The organism is Photobacterium obscurum (assembly GCF_026191635.1).
GTDB classification, from domain to species: Bacteria; Pseudomonadota; Gammaproteobacteria; order Enterobacterales; family Vibrionaceae; genus Photobacterium; species Photobacterium obscurum.
In genome coordinates, this window is the sequence record NZ_JAKRRW010000013.1 from 22,220 (window position 1) to 37,098 (window position 14,879).

At 50.0% G+C, this 14,879-nt stretch carries 16 protein-coding genes; 8 read left to right on the forward strand and 8 right to left on the reverse strand.

Annotated elements, in window-relative coordinates:
- Positions 1–289 precede the first annotated feature (289 nt).
- Positions 290–1,228 carry a malate dehydrogenase gene (gene mdh / locus MD588_RS15960; protein WP_265698459.1) on the forward strand — a complete coding sequence of 313 codons (939 nt, stop codon included), beginning with the start codon at positions 290–292 and terminating at the stop codon, positions 1,226–1,228.
- Positions 1,229–1,306: 78 nt separating this feature from the next.
- Here the strand turns inward: mdh and MD588_RS15965 are convergent, their stop codons facing one another.
- Positions 1,307–1,498 (reverse strand): hypothetical protein, encoded by a 192-nt coding sequence (locus MD588_RS15965; protein ID WP_265698460.1) that lies wholly within the window; start codon positions 1,496–1,498, stop codon positions 1,307–1,309.
- 131 nt (positions 1,499–1,629) lie between these two features.
- The gene (gene ispB / locus MD588_RS15970) at positions 1,630–2,601 is read right to left on the reverse strand and encodes an octaprenyl diphosphate synthase (protein WP_265698461.1); all 972 of its coding nucleotides are present in this window, start codon (positions 2,599–2,601) and stop codon (positions 1,630–1,632) included.
- Positions 2,602–3,058: 457 nt separating this feature from the next.
- Here ispB and rplU point away from each other — a divergent pair, with 457 nt between their 5' ends.
- From rplU to folA, 7 genes are all read left to right on the forward strand, one after another.
- A complete protein-coding gene (gene rplU / locus MD588_RS15975) occupies positions 3,059–3,370 on the forward strand; it encodes a 50S ribosomal protein L21 (RefSeq protein ID WP_265698462.1) in 312 nt (103 codons plus the stop codon).
- Between the two features lie 18 nt (positions 3,371–3,388).
- Positions 3,389–3,646, forward strand: a complete 258-nt coding sequence (gene rpmA / locus MD588_RS15980) for a 50S ribosomal protein L27 (protein ID WP_007467532.1) — start codon at positions 3,389–3,391, stop codon at positions 3,644–3,646.
- Positions 3,647–3,710: 64 nt separating this feature from the next.
- Positions 3,711–4,637 carry a DMT family transporter gene (locus tag MD588_RS15985; protein WP_265698463.1) on the forward strand — a complete coding sequence of 309 codons (927 nt, stop codon included), beginning with the start codon at positions 3,711–3,713 and terminating at the stop codon, positions 4,635–4,637.
- 90 nt (positions 4,638–4,727) lie between these two features.
- Positions 4,728–5,903 carry an Obg family GTPase CgtA gene (cgtA, locus tag MD588_RS15990; RefSeq protein ID WP_265698464.1) on the forward strand — a complete coding sequence of 392 codons (1,176 nt, stop codon included), beginning with the start codon at positions 4,728–4,730 and terminating at the stop codon, positions 5,901–5,903.
- A gap of 170 nt (positions 5,904–6,073) precedes the next feature.
- Entirely contained in the window at positions 6,074–6,865 is a 792-nt protein-coding gene (locus MD588_RS15995; protein WP_265698465.1) for a threonine/serine exporter family protein, read from the forward strand.
- Positions 6,862–7,335: a threonine/serine exporter family protein gene (locus tag MD588_RS16000; protein WP_265698466.1), complete on the forward strand. Its 474-nt coding sequence runs from the start codon at positions 6,862–6,864 to the stop codon at positions 7,333–7,335. Before MD588_RS15995 ends, MD588_RS16000 begins: the two co-directional genes overlap by 4 nt.
- 17 nt (positions 7,336–7,352) lie before the next feature.
- Positions 7,353–7,835, forward strand: coding sequence for a type 3 dihydrofolate reductase (folA, locus tag MD588_RS16005; RefSeq protein WP_265698467.1), 483 nt, complete (start codon positions 7,353–7,355; stop codon positions 7,833–7,835).
- Between the two features lie 56 nt (positions 7,836–7,891).
- Here folA and apaH read toward each other — a convergent pair whose 3' ends face one another.
- The 6 genes from apaH to lptD all read right to left on the reverse strand — a co-directional run bounded on the left by apaH (position 7,892) and on the right by lptD (position 14,735).
- Positions 7,892–8,713 carry a bis(5'-nucleosyl)-tetraphosphatase (symmetrical) ApaH gene (apaH, locus tag MD588_RS16010; protein ID WP_265698468.1) on the reverse strand — a complete coding sequence of 274 codons (822 nt, stop codon included), beginning with the start codon at positions 8,711–8,713 and terminating at the stop codon, positions 7,892–7,894.
- Between the two features lie 8 nt (positions 8,714–8,721).
- A complete protein-coding gene (gene apaG / locus MD588_RS16015; RefSeq protein WP_265698586.1) occupies positions 8,722–9,099 on the reverse strand; it encodes a Co2+/Mg2+ efflux protein ApaG in 378 nt (125 codons plus the stop codon).
- Positions 9,100–9,205: 106 nt separating this feature from the next.
- The gene (gene rsmA, locus MD588_RS16020; RefSeq protein ID WP_265698470.1) at positions 9,206–10,024 is read right to left on the reverse strand and encodes a 16S rRNA (adenine(1518)-N(6)/adenine(1519)-N(6))-dimethyltransferase RsmA; all 819 of its coding nucleotides are present in this window, start codon (positions 10,022–10,024) and stop codon (positions 9,206–9,208) included.
- Positions 10,021–11,013, reverse strand: a complete 993-nt coding sequence (gene pdxA, locus MD588_RS16025; RefSeq protein WP_265698471.1) for a 4-hydroxythreonine-4-phosphate dehydrogenase PdxA — start codon at positions 11,011–11,013, stop codon at positions 10,021–10,023. The genes rsmA and pdxA overlap by 4 nt, the downstream gene beginning before the upstream one ends.
- Entirely contained in the window at positions 11,000–12,304 is a 1,305-nt protein-coding gene (gene surA / locus MD588_RS16030; protein WP_265698472.1) for a peptidylprolyl isomerase SurA, read from the reverse strand. Before surA ends, pdxA begins: the two co-directional genes overlap by 14 nt.
- 70 nt (positions 12,305–12,374) lie before the next feature.
- The gene (gene lptD, locus MD588_RS16035; RefSeq protein WP_265698473.1) at positions 12,375–14,735 is read right to left on the reverse strand and encodes an LPS assembly protein LptD; all 2,361 of its coding nucleotides are present in this window, start codon (positions 14,733–14,735) and stop codon (positions 12,375–12,377) included.
- Positions 14,736–14,879: the final 144 nt, after the last annotated feature.

Sequence of the window (14,879 nt, forward strand, 5' to 3'; positions counted from 1 at the left end):
ATTAATCACCATTATAGTGGTTCTGGCTGAATAATTATTTACGGTAAATATGCGTTGTGTGCATGCAAGAGCTGCAACACATTTAGAGAAATGTTATACATATGTAGCACATTTTATTCTGGCTTATGCGTGACATCGCAAAGCTGATTGGGTTTGATTGTATTTCAGTATTTGTTGCTATAACGTTTTCAACACCAATCAAATGAAATCATTGGGTTAGCTTAGTTTTGATTTCATTTGATTGGTATTAGGTCTGAAAAATATACTTCTATCGTAAAGGAGAACGAACATGAAAGTTGCTGTAATTGGTGCTGCTGGCGGTATCGGCCAGGCTCTGGCTCTGCTTCTTAAAAACCGTCTGCCTGCTGGTTCTGATCTGGCACTGTATGATATTGCTCCGGTCACCCCGGGCGTTGCGGCTGATCTAAGTCACATCCCGACACCGGTATCGATTAAAGGCTATGGCGGTGAAGATCCGACTCCTGCACTAGAAGGTGCTGATGTTGTCCTTATTTCTGCTGGTGTTGCACGTAAGCCTGGTATGGATCGTGCGGATCTGTTTAATGTTAATGCGGGTATCGTTAAGTCGCTGGCAGAAAAAATTGCGGTAGTATGCCCTAAAGCCTGTGTCGGTATTATTACTAACCCAGTGAACACTACTGTGGCCATTGCTGCAGACGTGCTGAAAAAAGCCGGCGTGTATGACAAGCGCAAATTATTCGGTGTGACGACTCTGGATGTGATCCGTTCTGAAACTTTCGTGGCAGAACTGAAGAACGTAGATCCGGGTCAGGTACGCGTACCTGTGATTGGCGGTCACTCTGGCGTGACGATTCTTCCTCTACTTTCTCAGGTTGAAGGCGTTGAGTTCAGCGAGGAAGAGATCCAAGCGCTAACTCCACGTATTCAGAATGCGGGGACAGAGGTTGTTGAAGCGAAAGCGGGTGGCGGCTCTGCGACACTCTCTATGGGTCAGGCGGCATGCCGCTTCGGCCTGGCACTGGTACGTGCCCTTCAGGGTGAAGAAAACGTTGTTGAGTGTGCTTATGTTGAAGGGGCTGGCGAGCACGCCCGTTTCTTCGCGCAGCCTGTACTACTAGGTAAAGAAGGCGTTGAAGAAGTGATGGATTACGGCAAGCTAAGTACGTTCGAAAAAGATGCGTTGGAAAGCATGCTAGAGACGCTACAGGGCGATATTGCTAAAGGCGAAGAGTTCGCTGCGCAATAAGTTGCTCGTTTATAATGAAAAAAGCGGCCAAAGGCCGCTTTTTTCATGTCTGAAATTCCGTTTCTCTGAGCTGGCTTGTTAATAGTAGCGATCACATCCGCTATGAAGCTGGGGCTGGTCTTGAATGTCATCACAGTTAATGTTGATACGCTTGTGATCGTTCATGTTTTCTATGATGGCGGTATTATGCGCTTGATCAACGTCGATCACTTCAGCAATGCCTTGTTGACATTCTACCCACATCCCCGGTTTTAGATCTTTGGCTTGCATGATTGACCTCCTATCAGGATCGTCAGGATCTTTTTTAACTATAGAACATCCGCGGGATCCCCTACGGCCAGGGCCTAAGAGCAAAAAAGCCTGCTCAGGGCAGGCTTTTTATAGGGCTAATAGCGCGATTGTTACTTGGTGCGCTTAACTGCCAGGTGGGCAAGGGCTACCAGTGCCTCTTTGTAATCCGAATCAGGGATGACGGCCAAACTGGCAATGGCTTTTTCTGCTTCTTCCTCAGCACGTTGCTGGGTGTATTCCAGTGAACCGACTTCGTTCATACAGGCTAGAATCGGTTCTAGCTTGTCGAGGCCATTTCCTTGCTCGATAGCTGTACGGATCATTGCCGCTTGCTCGTCATTGCCATGGTGCATGGCATGCAGCAATGGCAGGGTCGGCTTGCCTTCAGCAAGGTCATCCCCTACATTTTTCCCCATTTCCTCGCCATCGGCATTGTAATCCAGTACATCGTCAATTAACTGGAATGCTGTACCCAGGTAACGTCCATAATCCTGGAGTGCCGCTTCGGTGTCAGCCGGTGCTTCGGCTAGGATGGCGGCAACCTGGGTCGCGGCTTCAAACAGGCGCGCGGTCTTCGAGTAGATGACCTGCATATAGTTGTCTTCTGTGGTATCTGGGTCATTGCAGTTCATTAGCTGCTGCACTTCACCTTCGGCAATGACATTCACCGCTTCACTCATGATATCGAGGATCCGCAGGGATCGTAGGCTGGTCATCATTTGGAAAGAGCGGGTGTAGATATAATCGCCGACCAAGACGCTGGCCGCATTGCCGAACATGGCATTGGCCGTTGCCTTGCCGCGTCGCATATCAGATTCATCCACCACGTCGTCATGAAGCAGGGTAGCGGTATGGGTGAATTCGATAAAAGCAGCTGCGGTGCTATGTTTTTCACCTTCGTAGCCTAGGGCACGGGCTGCCAGTACAGCCAGCATTGGACGCAGGCGTTTTCCGCCACCACTGACAATGTAAAAACCGAGTTGATTGATTAGGGCCACATCCGAGTTCAGTTGGGCCAGTATCTTCGCGTCAACCTCCGCCATGTCATTGGCGGTGAGCGCTTGGATAGCTTTGAAATCCATTGTACATCCAGCAATATTGTTTGCCGCACCAGGCGGAAATGATAAGTGTACCAATTTACATTAATAACTGACGATAAGCACTGTCGATAGGGCATATGCCAAGGGTTAGCCCTTATTATACGCGATGCTTATCGATTAACTGCTACGATGAGATAATGTGCGTATAGCGTATAAATCATCCCACCAGGCTTTGAATTATTTAGCTAGTTTTGTGAATTGGTATCAAAAATAATTATCGAATATTACACTAAAATATTGGCATCTTCATAACCTCGTTTACGTTTAAATCAGTGACTTTTATTGCTGTCTAGCTTTTCGCCAATTTTCTTTGTTTAATGGGTTGCCAGAAGCACCGTTTTCGCGTAACATTCGCGCCCTATTGATGACAAGATTAAGCGCATACCCATAGCCCAAATTTTACGTGGCTAATGGCCTATGCGGACAAGCGGAGTAAGACATGTACGCTGTTTTCCAAAGTGGTGGTAAACAACACCGTGTAAGCGAAGGCCAAACCCTACGCTTAGAAAAACTAGACGCTGAAACTGGCGCTAACGTTGAATTTGATTCAGTTCTTCTAATCGCTAACGGCGAAGAAGTTACTGTAGGTGCACCTTTCGTAGCTGGCGGTAAAGTAACTGCTGAAGTTGTTACTCACGGTCGTGGCGATAAAGTTAAAATCGTTAAGTTCCGTCGTCGTAAGCACTCTCGTAAGCAAGCGGGCCACCGTCAGTGGTTCACTGAAGTCAAAATCACTGGCATCAGCGCTTAATAACAGGAGAATTTAAAGATGGCACACAAAAAAGCTGGCGGTTCTACTCGTAACGGCCGCGATTCAGAAAGCAAACGTCTAGGTGTTAAGCGTTTCGGTGGCGAATCTGTACTAGCAGGTAACATCATCGTTCGTCAACGTGGTACTAAATTCCACGCTGGTAACAACGTAGGCCTAGGTAAAGACCACACTCTATTCGCTCTATCTGACGGTAAAGTGAAGTTTGAAGTTAAAGGTCCTAAGAACCGTAAATTCGTATCTATCGAAGCTGAATAATTCAGTCTCGTAACGAATTATAAAGCCCTGCCTACTGGCGGGGCTTTTTGTTATGGAAGGGTTTATGCCAAATCAAAACCCGACTGCAGGAATGGTGCTGGCACTGATTACCGCACTGTTCTGGGGCGCATTGCCCATTGCAATGAAGCAAGCCGTAGAGGTGATGGATCCGTTCACGATCGTGTGGTATCGCTTTCTAACGGCCTCGATCGGCTTGGGGGGATGGCTGTACTGGCGTAAGCAGTTACCTCAGGCCCGGGCTGCAGGCTTGGGCGGAAGTGGCATTTTGCTGCTCGCCAGTCTTGGCCTGGCTGGTAACTTCGTACTGTATAACAGTGCGCTAGCGTACCTGAATCCATCTGTTGTGCAGGTGATCATTCAACTGGCACCAGTTATGTTACTGCTAGGCAGTGTCTGGCTGTTTAAAGAAAAGTTAGGCTTGCACCAAATTTTGGGTGTGTCGGGCCTGATGCTCGGACTGCTCCTATTCTTTAATGAGCGTCTGGTCGAGTTGTTTAGCAGCTTTACCGGTTATACCCTGGGCGTCATACTGGCGATACTGGCTGCATTGGTTTGGGTGATCTACGGCCTGGCACAGAAAGTCATGCTCAAGCACTACAGCTCACCTCAGATCCTGCTGATGATCTATGTGACCTGTGCGTTGATGCTGACGCCACTGGCATCGCCTGAGCAGCTCCTGCTGATGGATTCAAGACAGTTGGGCATGTTGATGTTCTGCTGTATTAATACCTTGGTCGGCTATGGCGCTTTTGCGGAAGCACTGGCACGTTGGCAGGCCTCGCAAGTGAGTGCGGTGATCACCCTCGCTCCCTTGTTTACAATTATATTTGTCGACCTTGCCAGCTTGATCTGGCCACAGCATTTTGCTGCGACAGCCCTGAATGCTTTGGGTTATGTCGGCGCTGTTGTTGTGGTAAGTGGTGCCATGTTCTGTGCCATTGGCCATAAGCTAATCAGGCAGCATAAATAGTCAAGGTCCATTACAATAGGTTAATAGCTCCCGGGTGAATGCTTGATGTAACCTGGTCGAGAAATTTAACGCCACAGTGCGGAGAAAGAGATGAAGTTTGTAGATGAAGCGGTAATTCGAGCTGATGCTGGTGACGGTGGCAATGGTACCGTTAGTTTCCGTACTGAAAAGTATGTACCGAAAGGGGGCCCTGACGGTGGTGATGGTGGTGACGGCGGTGACGTTTACCTATTAGCTGATGAAAACGTCAATACGTTGATCGATTATCGCTTTGTACGATTCTATGCCGCTGATCGTGGTGAAAATGGCCGTGGTGGTAACTGTACCGGTAAGCGTGGTGGAGACAAAGTCTTAACGGTTCCTGTCGGCACACGTGCTGTTGATGAAGAAACCGGTGAGGTGATTGCGGATTTGACGCAGCATGGCATGAAGATCATGGTTGCGAAAGGTGGCTTCCACGGCCTGGGTAATACACGCTTTAAGTCATCGGTTAACCGTGCCCCGCGTCAAAAGACAATGGGTACCAAAGGTGAAGTTCGTCATTTGCGCCTAGAGCTGTTGTTGTTGGCCGATGTGGGTATGCTGGGCTTGCCGAATGCCGGTAAATCAACCTTCATCCGTTCAGTTTCTGCGGCGAAGCCTAAAGTGGCTGACTACCCATTTACGACCTTGGTACCAAGTCTGGGTGTCGTACGTGTCGATAGTGAGCGCAGCTTTGTGGTTGCGGATATTCCGGGACTTATCGAAGGTGCAGCCGACGGCGCTGGTCTAGGTATTCGCTTCCTGAAGCACCTAGAGCGTTGTCGTGTATTGCTTCATATGATTGACTTGCTGCCAGTTGACGGTTCTGATCCGATCGATAATGCGTTCACGATCATCAATGAGCTGGATCAGTACAGCGAGAAGCTGACGAGCAAGCCTCGCTGGATCGTGTTCAACAAAGTCGATCTGCTGCCGGAAGAAGAGGCTCAGGCGAAGATCGATGAGATCCTGGAGGCGTTGGCTTGGGAAGGAGACTACTATTGTATCTCTGCGCTGAACCGCATGGGCACCAAAGAGCTGACCTATGATCTGATGCACCAGATTGAACAAATGCCGGCTGAAGTCTTTGAAGATGAAGATGAGACGGAAGAGAAGGTTGAGTTTAAGTGGGATGATTATCACGAGCAGCAGATCAAGAAAGCTGAAAGTTCTGATGATGACGACGATGACTGGGATGACTGGAACGAGGATGATTACGATGTTGAGATCATCTACAAGCCGTAATTTTCCGGTATACGGTTAATCAACCCTGTTACGTTAATGAAGGCCGCTCTTATGAGCGGCTTTTTTGTGTCTAATCAACACCTGAAATTAGAACTTGTCTGATAATTCGTCGGCGTGTCTAATATATGGCTTGCTATAAAGTGAGCTGAAAAAGCAACTGAGGGAATAGAATGACAACTGGGGCGAGGCCGTTATCTGAGCCGGAGCAACGAGAGGTATCGCGGTTAGCCGTGGCCGCTGGGCAGAAACTGCTTCAACATGGGGCTGAAAGCACATTGGTAACCGATGTGACCTGTCGGCTGGGGCTTGCTTTGGGGGTTGAGAGCGTCGAGGTGTCACTGTCGGCGAGCTCGATGGTGATCACCACCTTGAATCATGGCCGTTGTATTACAACAACTCGTCGTTGCCAGGACCGCGGGATCAACATGCAGGTGGTTACCGAGATCCAGCGGGTATGCATCATGGCCGAGCGTGGGTTGCTGGACGTGGAGGCCGTTCACCAGCGGTTAGAAAAGATCAAACCGCTTCGCTATAACCGTTTCCTGGTTATCCTGATGATTGGGCTATCCTGCGCTTCTTTTAGCCGTTTGGCTGGCGGCGACTGGCCTGTCTTTTTCCTGACTTTTGTTGCCTCGTCCGTGGGGATGTTTGTACGACAAGAAATCGCCCATTGCCACTTTAATCCCTTGGTAAACTTTGGTGTTACGGCATTTGTGACGACATTAATTTCTGGGTTTGGCCAGGTATATCAGATTGGTGAGACGCCGTTCCTAGCGATGGCCTCGTCAGTTTTGATGTTGGTTCCCGGTTTTCCGCTGATTAATGCCATTTCAGATATGGTGAAAGGCTATGCGAATATGGGGATCGCCCGCTGGACGATGGCTAGCCTGCTTACACTCTCGACCAGTATGGGGATTGTTGCCGCGATGAATGTGCTTGGTGTATGGGGGTGGTTATCATGATCTATCTCGATTTCTTGCTGGCCCTGCTTAATGATATGTTTTTTGCCATGATCCCGGCGGTTGGCTTTGCCCTGGTGTTTAATGTGCCGCAAAAAGCCCTGAAGTATTGTGCGATTGGCGGGGCATTGGGCCATGGTAGCCGGTTTGTGCTGATGCAGTGGGGGGTACCTATCGAGTGGGCGACACTTGGCGCAGCAACCTTGGTAGGGATGATTGGTGTCCACTGGTCGCACCGTTTTCTTGCTCACCCGAAAGTCTTTACGGTCGCTGCGATGATCCCTATGGTGCCGGGTGTTTTTGCCTTCAAGGCGATGATTGCACTGGTTGAAATTAATCACTCAGGTTACAGCATTGAGTTATGGACCTTGATGATAGAGAACGTTATCAAGGCCGTATTTATTGTTGCTGCACTGGCAATTGGGCTGGCAATGCCGGGTCTATTGTTTTATCGTCGCCGTCCAGTGGTTTAGTTTTTCGAGGGGACAAGATGAAGATCAGTATGATCGCGGCGATGGCAAAGGATCGTGTAATCGGCAAAGATAACGCGATGCCATGGCACCTACCGGCCGACTTTGCTTGGTTTAAGCAATCTACGCTGGGTAAACCGATTGTAATGGGGCGCAAGACGTTTGAGTCTATTGGTCGTCCACTGCCCGGTCGGCATAATATTGTGATTAGCCGTAACCCCGAGTACCAAGCCGAGGGAGTAACGGTTGTGGCCGATATTAATGCAGCCAAAGTCGCTGCCGGCGAGGTCGAAGAGCTGATGATCATCGGTGGCGGTAGTATTTACGCCGCGTGTCTGCCAGAAGCTGACCGTTTATATCTTACTTTCATTGATTTCACTGTTGAGGGAGATACTTGCTTCCCTGATTGGGGCACAGGTTGGCATGAAACACATTGCGAAACCTATGTCGCCGATGAAAAGAATGCCCACAACATGCGTTTTGTGATCCTCGAACGCCAATAAGAAAAGAGGCTTAGCGATTTGGTTAATATAGCTAAGCCTATGTTTTCAAGTCTTGTTTACGCGGCGTAAACTGGACATGCTTTCTCAAACCGAGCTCCGTCTTCCCAGCGAAGCAGGGTCATACTGTTACCCCAGACGCAGCCGGTGTCTAGACCAATTACATGCTGATCTTCATGTCCCATCAGAGCCGCCCAGTGGCCAAAAATGACTTTTTTTCCTAATGGTTGTAGCCGAGGCAGATCAAACCAGGGCTTGAGCGCTTCACTTTCTGCTTGAGCTGGGGATAGCTTGCAGTCCATATCAAGCCGGCCATCAGGGTAGCAAAAGCGCATGCGGGTGAATGCGTTGATGGTATAGCGATATTGTTCGATTCCCGTCAGCTGAGGGTCCCAATGAGCCGGGCCATTGCCATACATGTTTTGTAGCAGCCACAGGAAGTCGTCGCTGCGCAGGCATGCCTCGACTTCTTTCGCTTGCTGGTGTGCTGTCGCAAGATCCCATTGCGGCGAAATACCGGCATGTGCCATGACAAAGGGGTGCCGAGGGTGCGCAGCCAGCAAAGGTTGATGACGCAACCATTCGAGTAGCTCTTCACGGTCAGGGGCATCGAGGATTGGCTGGATTTTATCTTTGCTTTTGACTTTGGCAATACCATTGGCTACCGCCAATAGATGAAGATCGTGGTTGCCCAGCACGGTAGTCGCATTACTACCCAAGCCTTTGACAAAGCGCAGAGTTTCTAATGATTTAGGTCCGCGAGCGACAAGATCGCCGGATAACCAGAGTTCGTCGTATTGCGGGTTAAAGTCGGCTTGTTCAAGTAGAAAGCAGAGATCGTCAAAGCAGCCTTGAATATCACCGACAAGGTAAGTCGACATGCGGAGCCTCAGTGCAGAATATTGGGAATAGATAACCTAAATGGAGATATTTCGGCCATGAACTCATCTCCTTGTTCATTCACCATAACGTAGTGGCCCTGCATTACACCGAGTGGGGTTTCGATAATTGTACCACTGGTATAGGTGTACTCTTCGTTGGCTGCAATCTTGGGTTGCTCGCCAACGACACCTTCACCATCAATAACCAGTTTCTTACCGTTGGCGTCGGTGATGAGCCAGTGACGGCTTAGCAGCTGCGCCTCGCCATTCCCTAAGTTACAGATTGTAATCGTATACGAGAACACATAGCGCTGATTTTCAGGCTCAGACTGGTCTTCAATATAGTGGGTGACCACTCTGCATCTTATGGTGGGGGTCGCGTGCATCGTCAATGTTTTCGCTTCCTTTCGTTAGCTGTTTGTCAGGGCGCAGAGCGAGCTGAGCCCTGATAAACAGATGTTATAGCCTTTTAGTGACAATGGCTATGAACATTTATTTTGATGCCTTGTGGTTGGCATCCAGCCAATTAGCCATCGCAACAAACTGCTCTAAAGTCAGGTTTTCCGGGCGTAAAGTCGGGTTAATACCTAGCTCTTCCAGTTGTTCAGCTGTCAACAATGCCTTGTAGCAGTTGCGGATAGTCTTACGGCGCTGGTTGAAACCTTCTCGGCAAACACGGTCTAGCCATTTAAGGTTAGTACATGGGTGCGGTAGTGTTTCATATGGCGTTAAGCGTACAACGGCAGAATCCACTTTTGGCGCTGGAGTGAATGACTCTGGCGGCACTTCTAGCACTGGCATCACACGGCAGTAGTATTGCGTCATTACCGTCAAACGACCGTAAGCTTTGCTGCCCGGGCCTGCAGCAAGACGGTTTACCACTTCTTTTTGAAGCATGAAGTGCATGTCTTCTACGTGCTGGTGGAATGATAGCAAGTGGAAAATCAGTGGTGTTGAAATGTTGTATGGCAAGTTGCCGAAAATACGCAGCTTATTGTTTTCTTTGATAAGCTGTGTGAAGTCGAAGCGCATGGCATCGCCTTCGTGGATCGTCAGCTTGTCAGCCAGATCCGGGTGGTTACGCAGACGCTCAGCAAGATCGCGATCGAGTTCGATAACCGAAAACTTATCTACTAACTTACCTACTGGCTCGGTGATAGCCCCCAGGCCCGGACCGATTTCAACCAGGTTCTGACCTGGTCTTGGGTTAATTGACGATACAATGCCGTCAATGATGTATGGGTCATTCAAAAAGTTCTGACCAAAGCGCTTACGTGCGCGGTGGCCTAGATGGACCTGATCGCTGCTCATGTTTGTTTTTCTACCAATTCAAGGGCGTGCGATAGCGCTGTCCAAAGGCTACCGGTGTCCGCCTGTCCGGTACCTGCAAGTTCCAATGCGGTACCATGATCTACTGAAGTTCTGATAAAGGGCAGGCCTAACGTAATGTTGACTGATTTGCCAAAGCCTTTGAATTTAAGCACTGGCAGCCCCTGATCGTGATACATGGCCAATACCGTATCGGCATCGGCCAGATATTTTTCCTGGAAAATAGTATCTGCTGGCAACGGGCCAATCAGATCCATACCTTCCTGTTGGCGAAGTTGGTCCAAGGCCGGGGAGATCACTTCAATCTCCTCCATACCTAGGCAACCATCTTCTCCTGCATGCGGATTAAGCCCACAGACATATATTTTGGGTTGTTCGATACCAAACTTACTGACGAGATCAGCATGCAAGATACGGATCACCTGCTGTAATCGCTCTGCCGTTACCGCTTGGGAAACATAGGCCAGCGGAATGTGAGTGGTCACTAATGCCACCCGCAATCCTTCTGTCGCCAGCATCATTACAACCTGCGCGGTGCTTGATTGCTGGGCAAAAAACTCTGTATGGCCACTGAACGAGACCCCCGCACGGTTAATGACCCCTTTATGTACCGGGCCAGTAACAACGGCTGCAAACTCGCCACTCATACAGCCTTCAGCTGCCCGTGTCAGGGTGTCGAGGACATAGTGGCCGTTTTGCTCATTCAGCTCGCCTGCGGTGACAGGTGCTCTCAATGAATGATCGGCGACAACGAGCGTCCCGGCCTGGTGTGGCTGGGCGGGTTGGGCCGGATCATAGTTGATGATCGTCACTGGCAATCCAAGCTGGGCTGCACGTTCTACCATAAGCTGAGAGTTTGCACAAATAACCAGTTCATGTGGCCAGTTTTGTTGAGCCAGAGACAGCACCAAGTCGGGGCCGATCCCGGCAGGCTCTCCGGGGGTGACTGCGATGCGTTTAACCTTGGTCATTATCGTCTTCCGGCTGTTCGATATAGGCGCCGGCACGGAGTTCTTGCAGCCATGCCTGGGCTTCTTCATTAAACTTGCGGCTAAATAGGATACGATAGGCGCGGTTCTTCACCGCCGCGTCAGTACGATCCACATTACGGCGTTCAAGCACCTCAACAATATGCCAGCCGTGTACGGTCTTGAACGGTTCGCTGATTGTGCCTGCAGGTAGGTTTTCTACCTTGTCCTTGAACTCCGGTACGTAGAGATCCGGAGTTTGCCAGCCCAGCTCACCGCCGTTGGCTGCAGAGCCAGGATCGGCACTTAGCGCCTGGGCAGCATCAGCAAAGCTTTGCTCGCTAGCCATGATGGCCTGTCGTACTTTTTCCAGTTGGCGCTGGGCCCCCTCATCACTCATGATCACAGAGGTCTTGACCAAAATATGACGGGCGTTGACTTCGGTGACGGAAATCGTTTCCAAGCCCTGTACATCATTAATTTTTAGGATGTGGTAGCCAACACCGCTACGGAATGGACCGACAATAGCACCTTTGCCGCTAGATTTGAGCTGATCAGCAAAAATGGTTGGCATTTCTTCCGGACGCATCCAGCCCCAGTCCCCCCCTTGCAAGGCTTTCGGGCCTTTCGAATAGCTATAGGCCAGGTTGGCGAAATCAGCCCCCTGTTTTAATTCATCGACCAGTTGTTGAGCCTGTGCCGCAATTTTTTCCCGTTGGGCGGCGCTGGCACCTTCATCGACACGAAGTTGGATATGGCTGATGTTAAAACTGACACTCTGCTGGCTCTGCTTGTTGAGTTGCTCTGCGAGGGTTTCGACTTCTTGCGGCAATATATTGATACGGCGGCGAACCTGAATGGTTCGTGCTTCGCTGGCGGTAATATCGCGGCGCATCTGCTCACGGAACATGGTAAAGCTGATACCGTTGTCAGCTAGCAGTTGCTGCAGCTGGGCGACCGACATCTGGCGCTCTTTGGCAATTTGGGCTATGGCCTGATCAAGGCGGGTATCATCAATTCGGATCCCGAACTGTTCGGCCTGCTGAAGCTGAAGAGTTTCGATGATCAGCTTTTCCATAACCTGCTCGGTGAGTACCTCGTTCGAGGGAAGCGGCTGGTTCTGGCTGGCGGCATTCATCCGCACTGTTTTCAGCATCGCATTGACATCGCTTTGCAGGATCACACTGTCATTGACGATAGTTACGATCTTATCGAGTTCTTGCGGGGCAGCGATGCTGCCAGCAGCTAGGCTCCATAATGTCAGGCCTAGCAGAGAAGACTTCCACTTTTTCATACATCTTTCCATTATGCGCCGTAGCGCGTTAAATCAGGCTGAGCCGCGGCAGGAGAACCGCGGCTACAGGTTAGTTGTTGAGATAGAACGGGCGACCGTACCCTATCGCATTGCCGCTTGTTGTTGATGCGCCGATTGGCGCCACCCCTGCGAGTCCGAGCAGGCTGAAGGAGATACTGAAGTTCTGCTCATACTCACCGGCTTGGGTATTTACATTACTGCGGGACTTCAGGTACTCGTTGTAGCCGAGACTGATCATCCAACAGGCCGAGCGGTAGTTCAGGGAGATCTGGCCTTCCAGCATCTGGTTCTCGGTCAGGTCATGGTAATAGTCACCGCGCAGGCTCAGGCCGCCGTAGACCGGGAACCCAGTCGAGAAGCCAAGCTGTGAGATCCCGTCTTCGGTATAGTTATCGATCTGGTCATTATCAGGTAGGCTCTGCTTGATGTAGTCCTTTGATACATAGCGATAGTTTAGCTGGCTAAACAGGCTGCCTTCACGGTATTCCACCGCCGCATTGGCAAACTGCATTTCTTTCTTACTGGCGTCATATTGCAATCCGCCATGGAAGAACAGCCAGTCATCGTAATTAAAGTCTGACTCAAAGGCTGAAGCGGAATAGTTCGGGGTTGACTCGCCGGCTTCGTCTAAGTTGCGGCCGGACTCATTGAGATAGAAAATCTGGCCGAAGGACAGGTTAAAACGCTCGACAAAGTCGCTGTCAAAATAGCGGGTCGTTGCCCCGACGGTAAACTGATTGGCTGCAGCAATCCGGTCGACGCTGGAGTATCGTTTGTCACGGAACAAGCCGTAGTAGTCCGTTTGCAACAGCGTGGTATCGTAGCTGCTGAAAATCTCTTGTTGTTCGACATCTTTGACATACAGGTACTGTACCTGTGGCTCCAGGCTCTGGGTATAGTCCTCACCCCACAACAAGGTATCTCGCTCTAGGTACAGGCCACTGTGGATCCGGATGCTCGGTACGGTACGTGATGTAGTCTCTGCTAGTTCCTGCAGTTCATCTATACTTGAGTCAAACTCTTGATTGTAATAGGTATACATTAGTTTCGCCTCGGAGGTGATGGACCACCAAGGTGTGGAATACGGCAAGGTCAACGTTGGCTCAAGGTGTACCCGGTCGGCGGAGGGCTTATCATCCGCATCGTTCTCGAAACGGCTAATATGGCTGAGGAGGTTGAAATCCAGCCCGTATGGCATATCCGGACGGTAATAGTTGAACTCCACCTGCGGCATCAGGCGATAGTTGGAGGAGACGCCGAGCGTGAGCGGCTGGAAGTCACGTACCCGCAGGGTCGAGTCCCAGTATTGCTCTCTGTAGGAGATTTCTCCGGTCTGCAGCAGGTTGTTGTCTTCACGTTCACCGATACTGGAGTCGATATCGGAAAAATAGGTAACATCGCTGACCTTGCTGTAGTCAATCTCAAACAACCAGTGCTCGTTGTACTGACCATTGTGTGACCAGTTGAAGCCCCAGCGAGCATCGTCATCATCAGTGGCTTCTTGATCATTGCCAAGGTATTCACCGGTCAGGCTACCACTACCTAGCTCGGTTAAATAACGAAATTCAGAGTTAAGCTGCAAGCCCCGGTTACTCATGTATTTCGGGGTGATTGTCATGTCGTAATTTGGCGCAATATTCCAGTAGAACGGCGTTTCCAGCTCGAAACCATCACGGGAGCCATAGCTCACTGATGGGTAAAGGAAACCAGTCAGGCGTTCTTTGCCGACGGGCACACGCAGGTACGGCAGATATAAGACCGGTACATCCGCAACTTCAAAACGGGCGTTATACAAATCGGCAAAGGGCGAGTCGTTCTCTCGTTCTATGCTGGTGGCCGAAAATTGCCAGCTTCTGTCTCCAGGGGGACAGGTGGTATAGGTACCGTCTTTCAGGCGGTAGTAGGACAGGCCGTTTTTGGTAATGCGTTTCGCTTCGCCACGGCCCGGCTCGCAGGTCATACTATAGACCGCATTGTCCATTTCTGAGGCTTCGGTATCTAAGTTACTCTGGATGCGGTCGGAGTAGACCTCAATGGTACCGTCGTGGAAATAGACGTTACCTTCGGCCGTGACGACATTTTCCGGTTGGTGCAACGTTGCAACGTCAGCGGCAACCGTTCGGTTTCCTTGCTGTAAAACAACATCGCCAGAGTAGGTGACCTTTTGATTGGTTTTGGCTTCTGCTTGGTCGGCGGTGACTTTAATTGGCTCGTTATTAGGATCTTCCGGCATGTCCTGAGGAGCAATACACACTCCCCGAACCAATTCAAGTTCGCTTTTCGTATCATTGACAGCCGCAGACTCATCATTGACATCTTCGCTTGGTGCAGGATTCTCGTAAGCCATCGCGGGACCATAAAGCGCAAGGCTAATCATGGTGGCCAGTAAGCTGCGGGAGGTTAATGACATCTAAATAAACTTTCCTGTATTCGATTTTCAGCGCAATTTAGAAACTGATTGGAGTCGCTTTTACAAGCATTCCCAATAAATGACAGCTATCATAATGCAAATTCTACCCGACGGCATCATTTCACGTTATTGTATCGGGTTAAT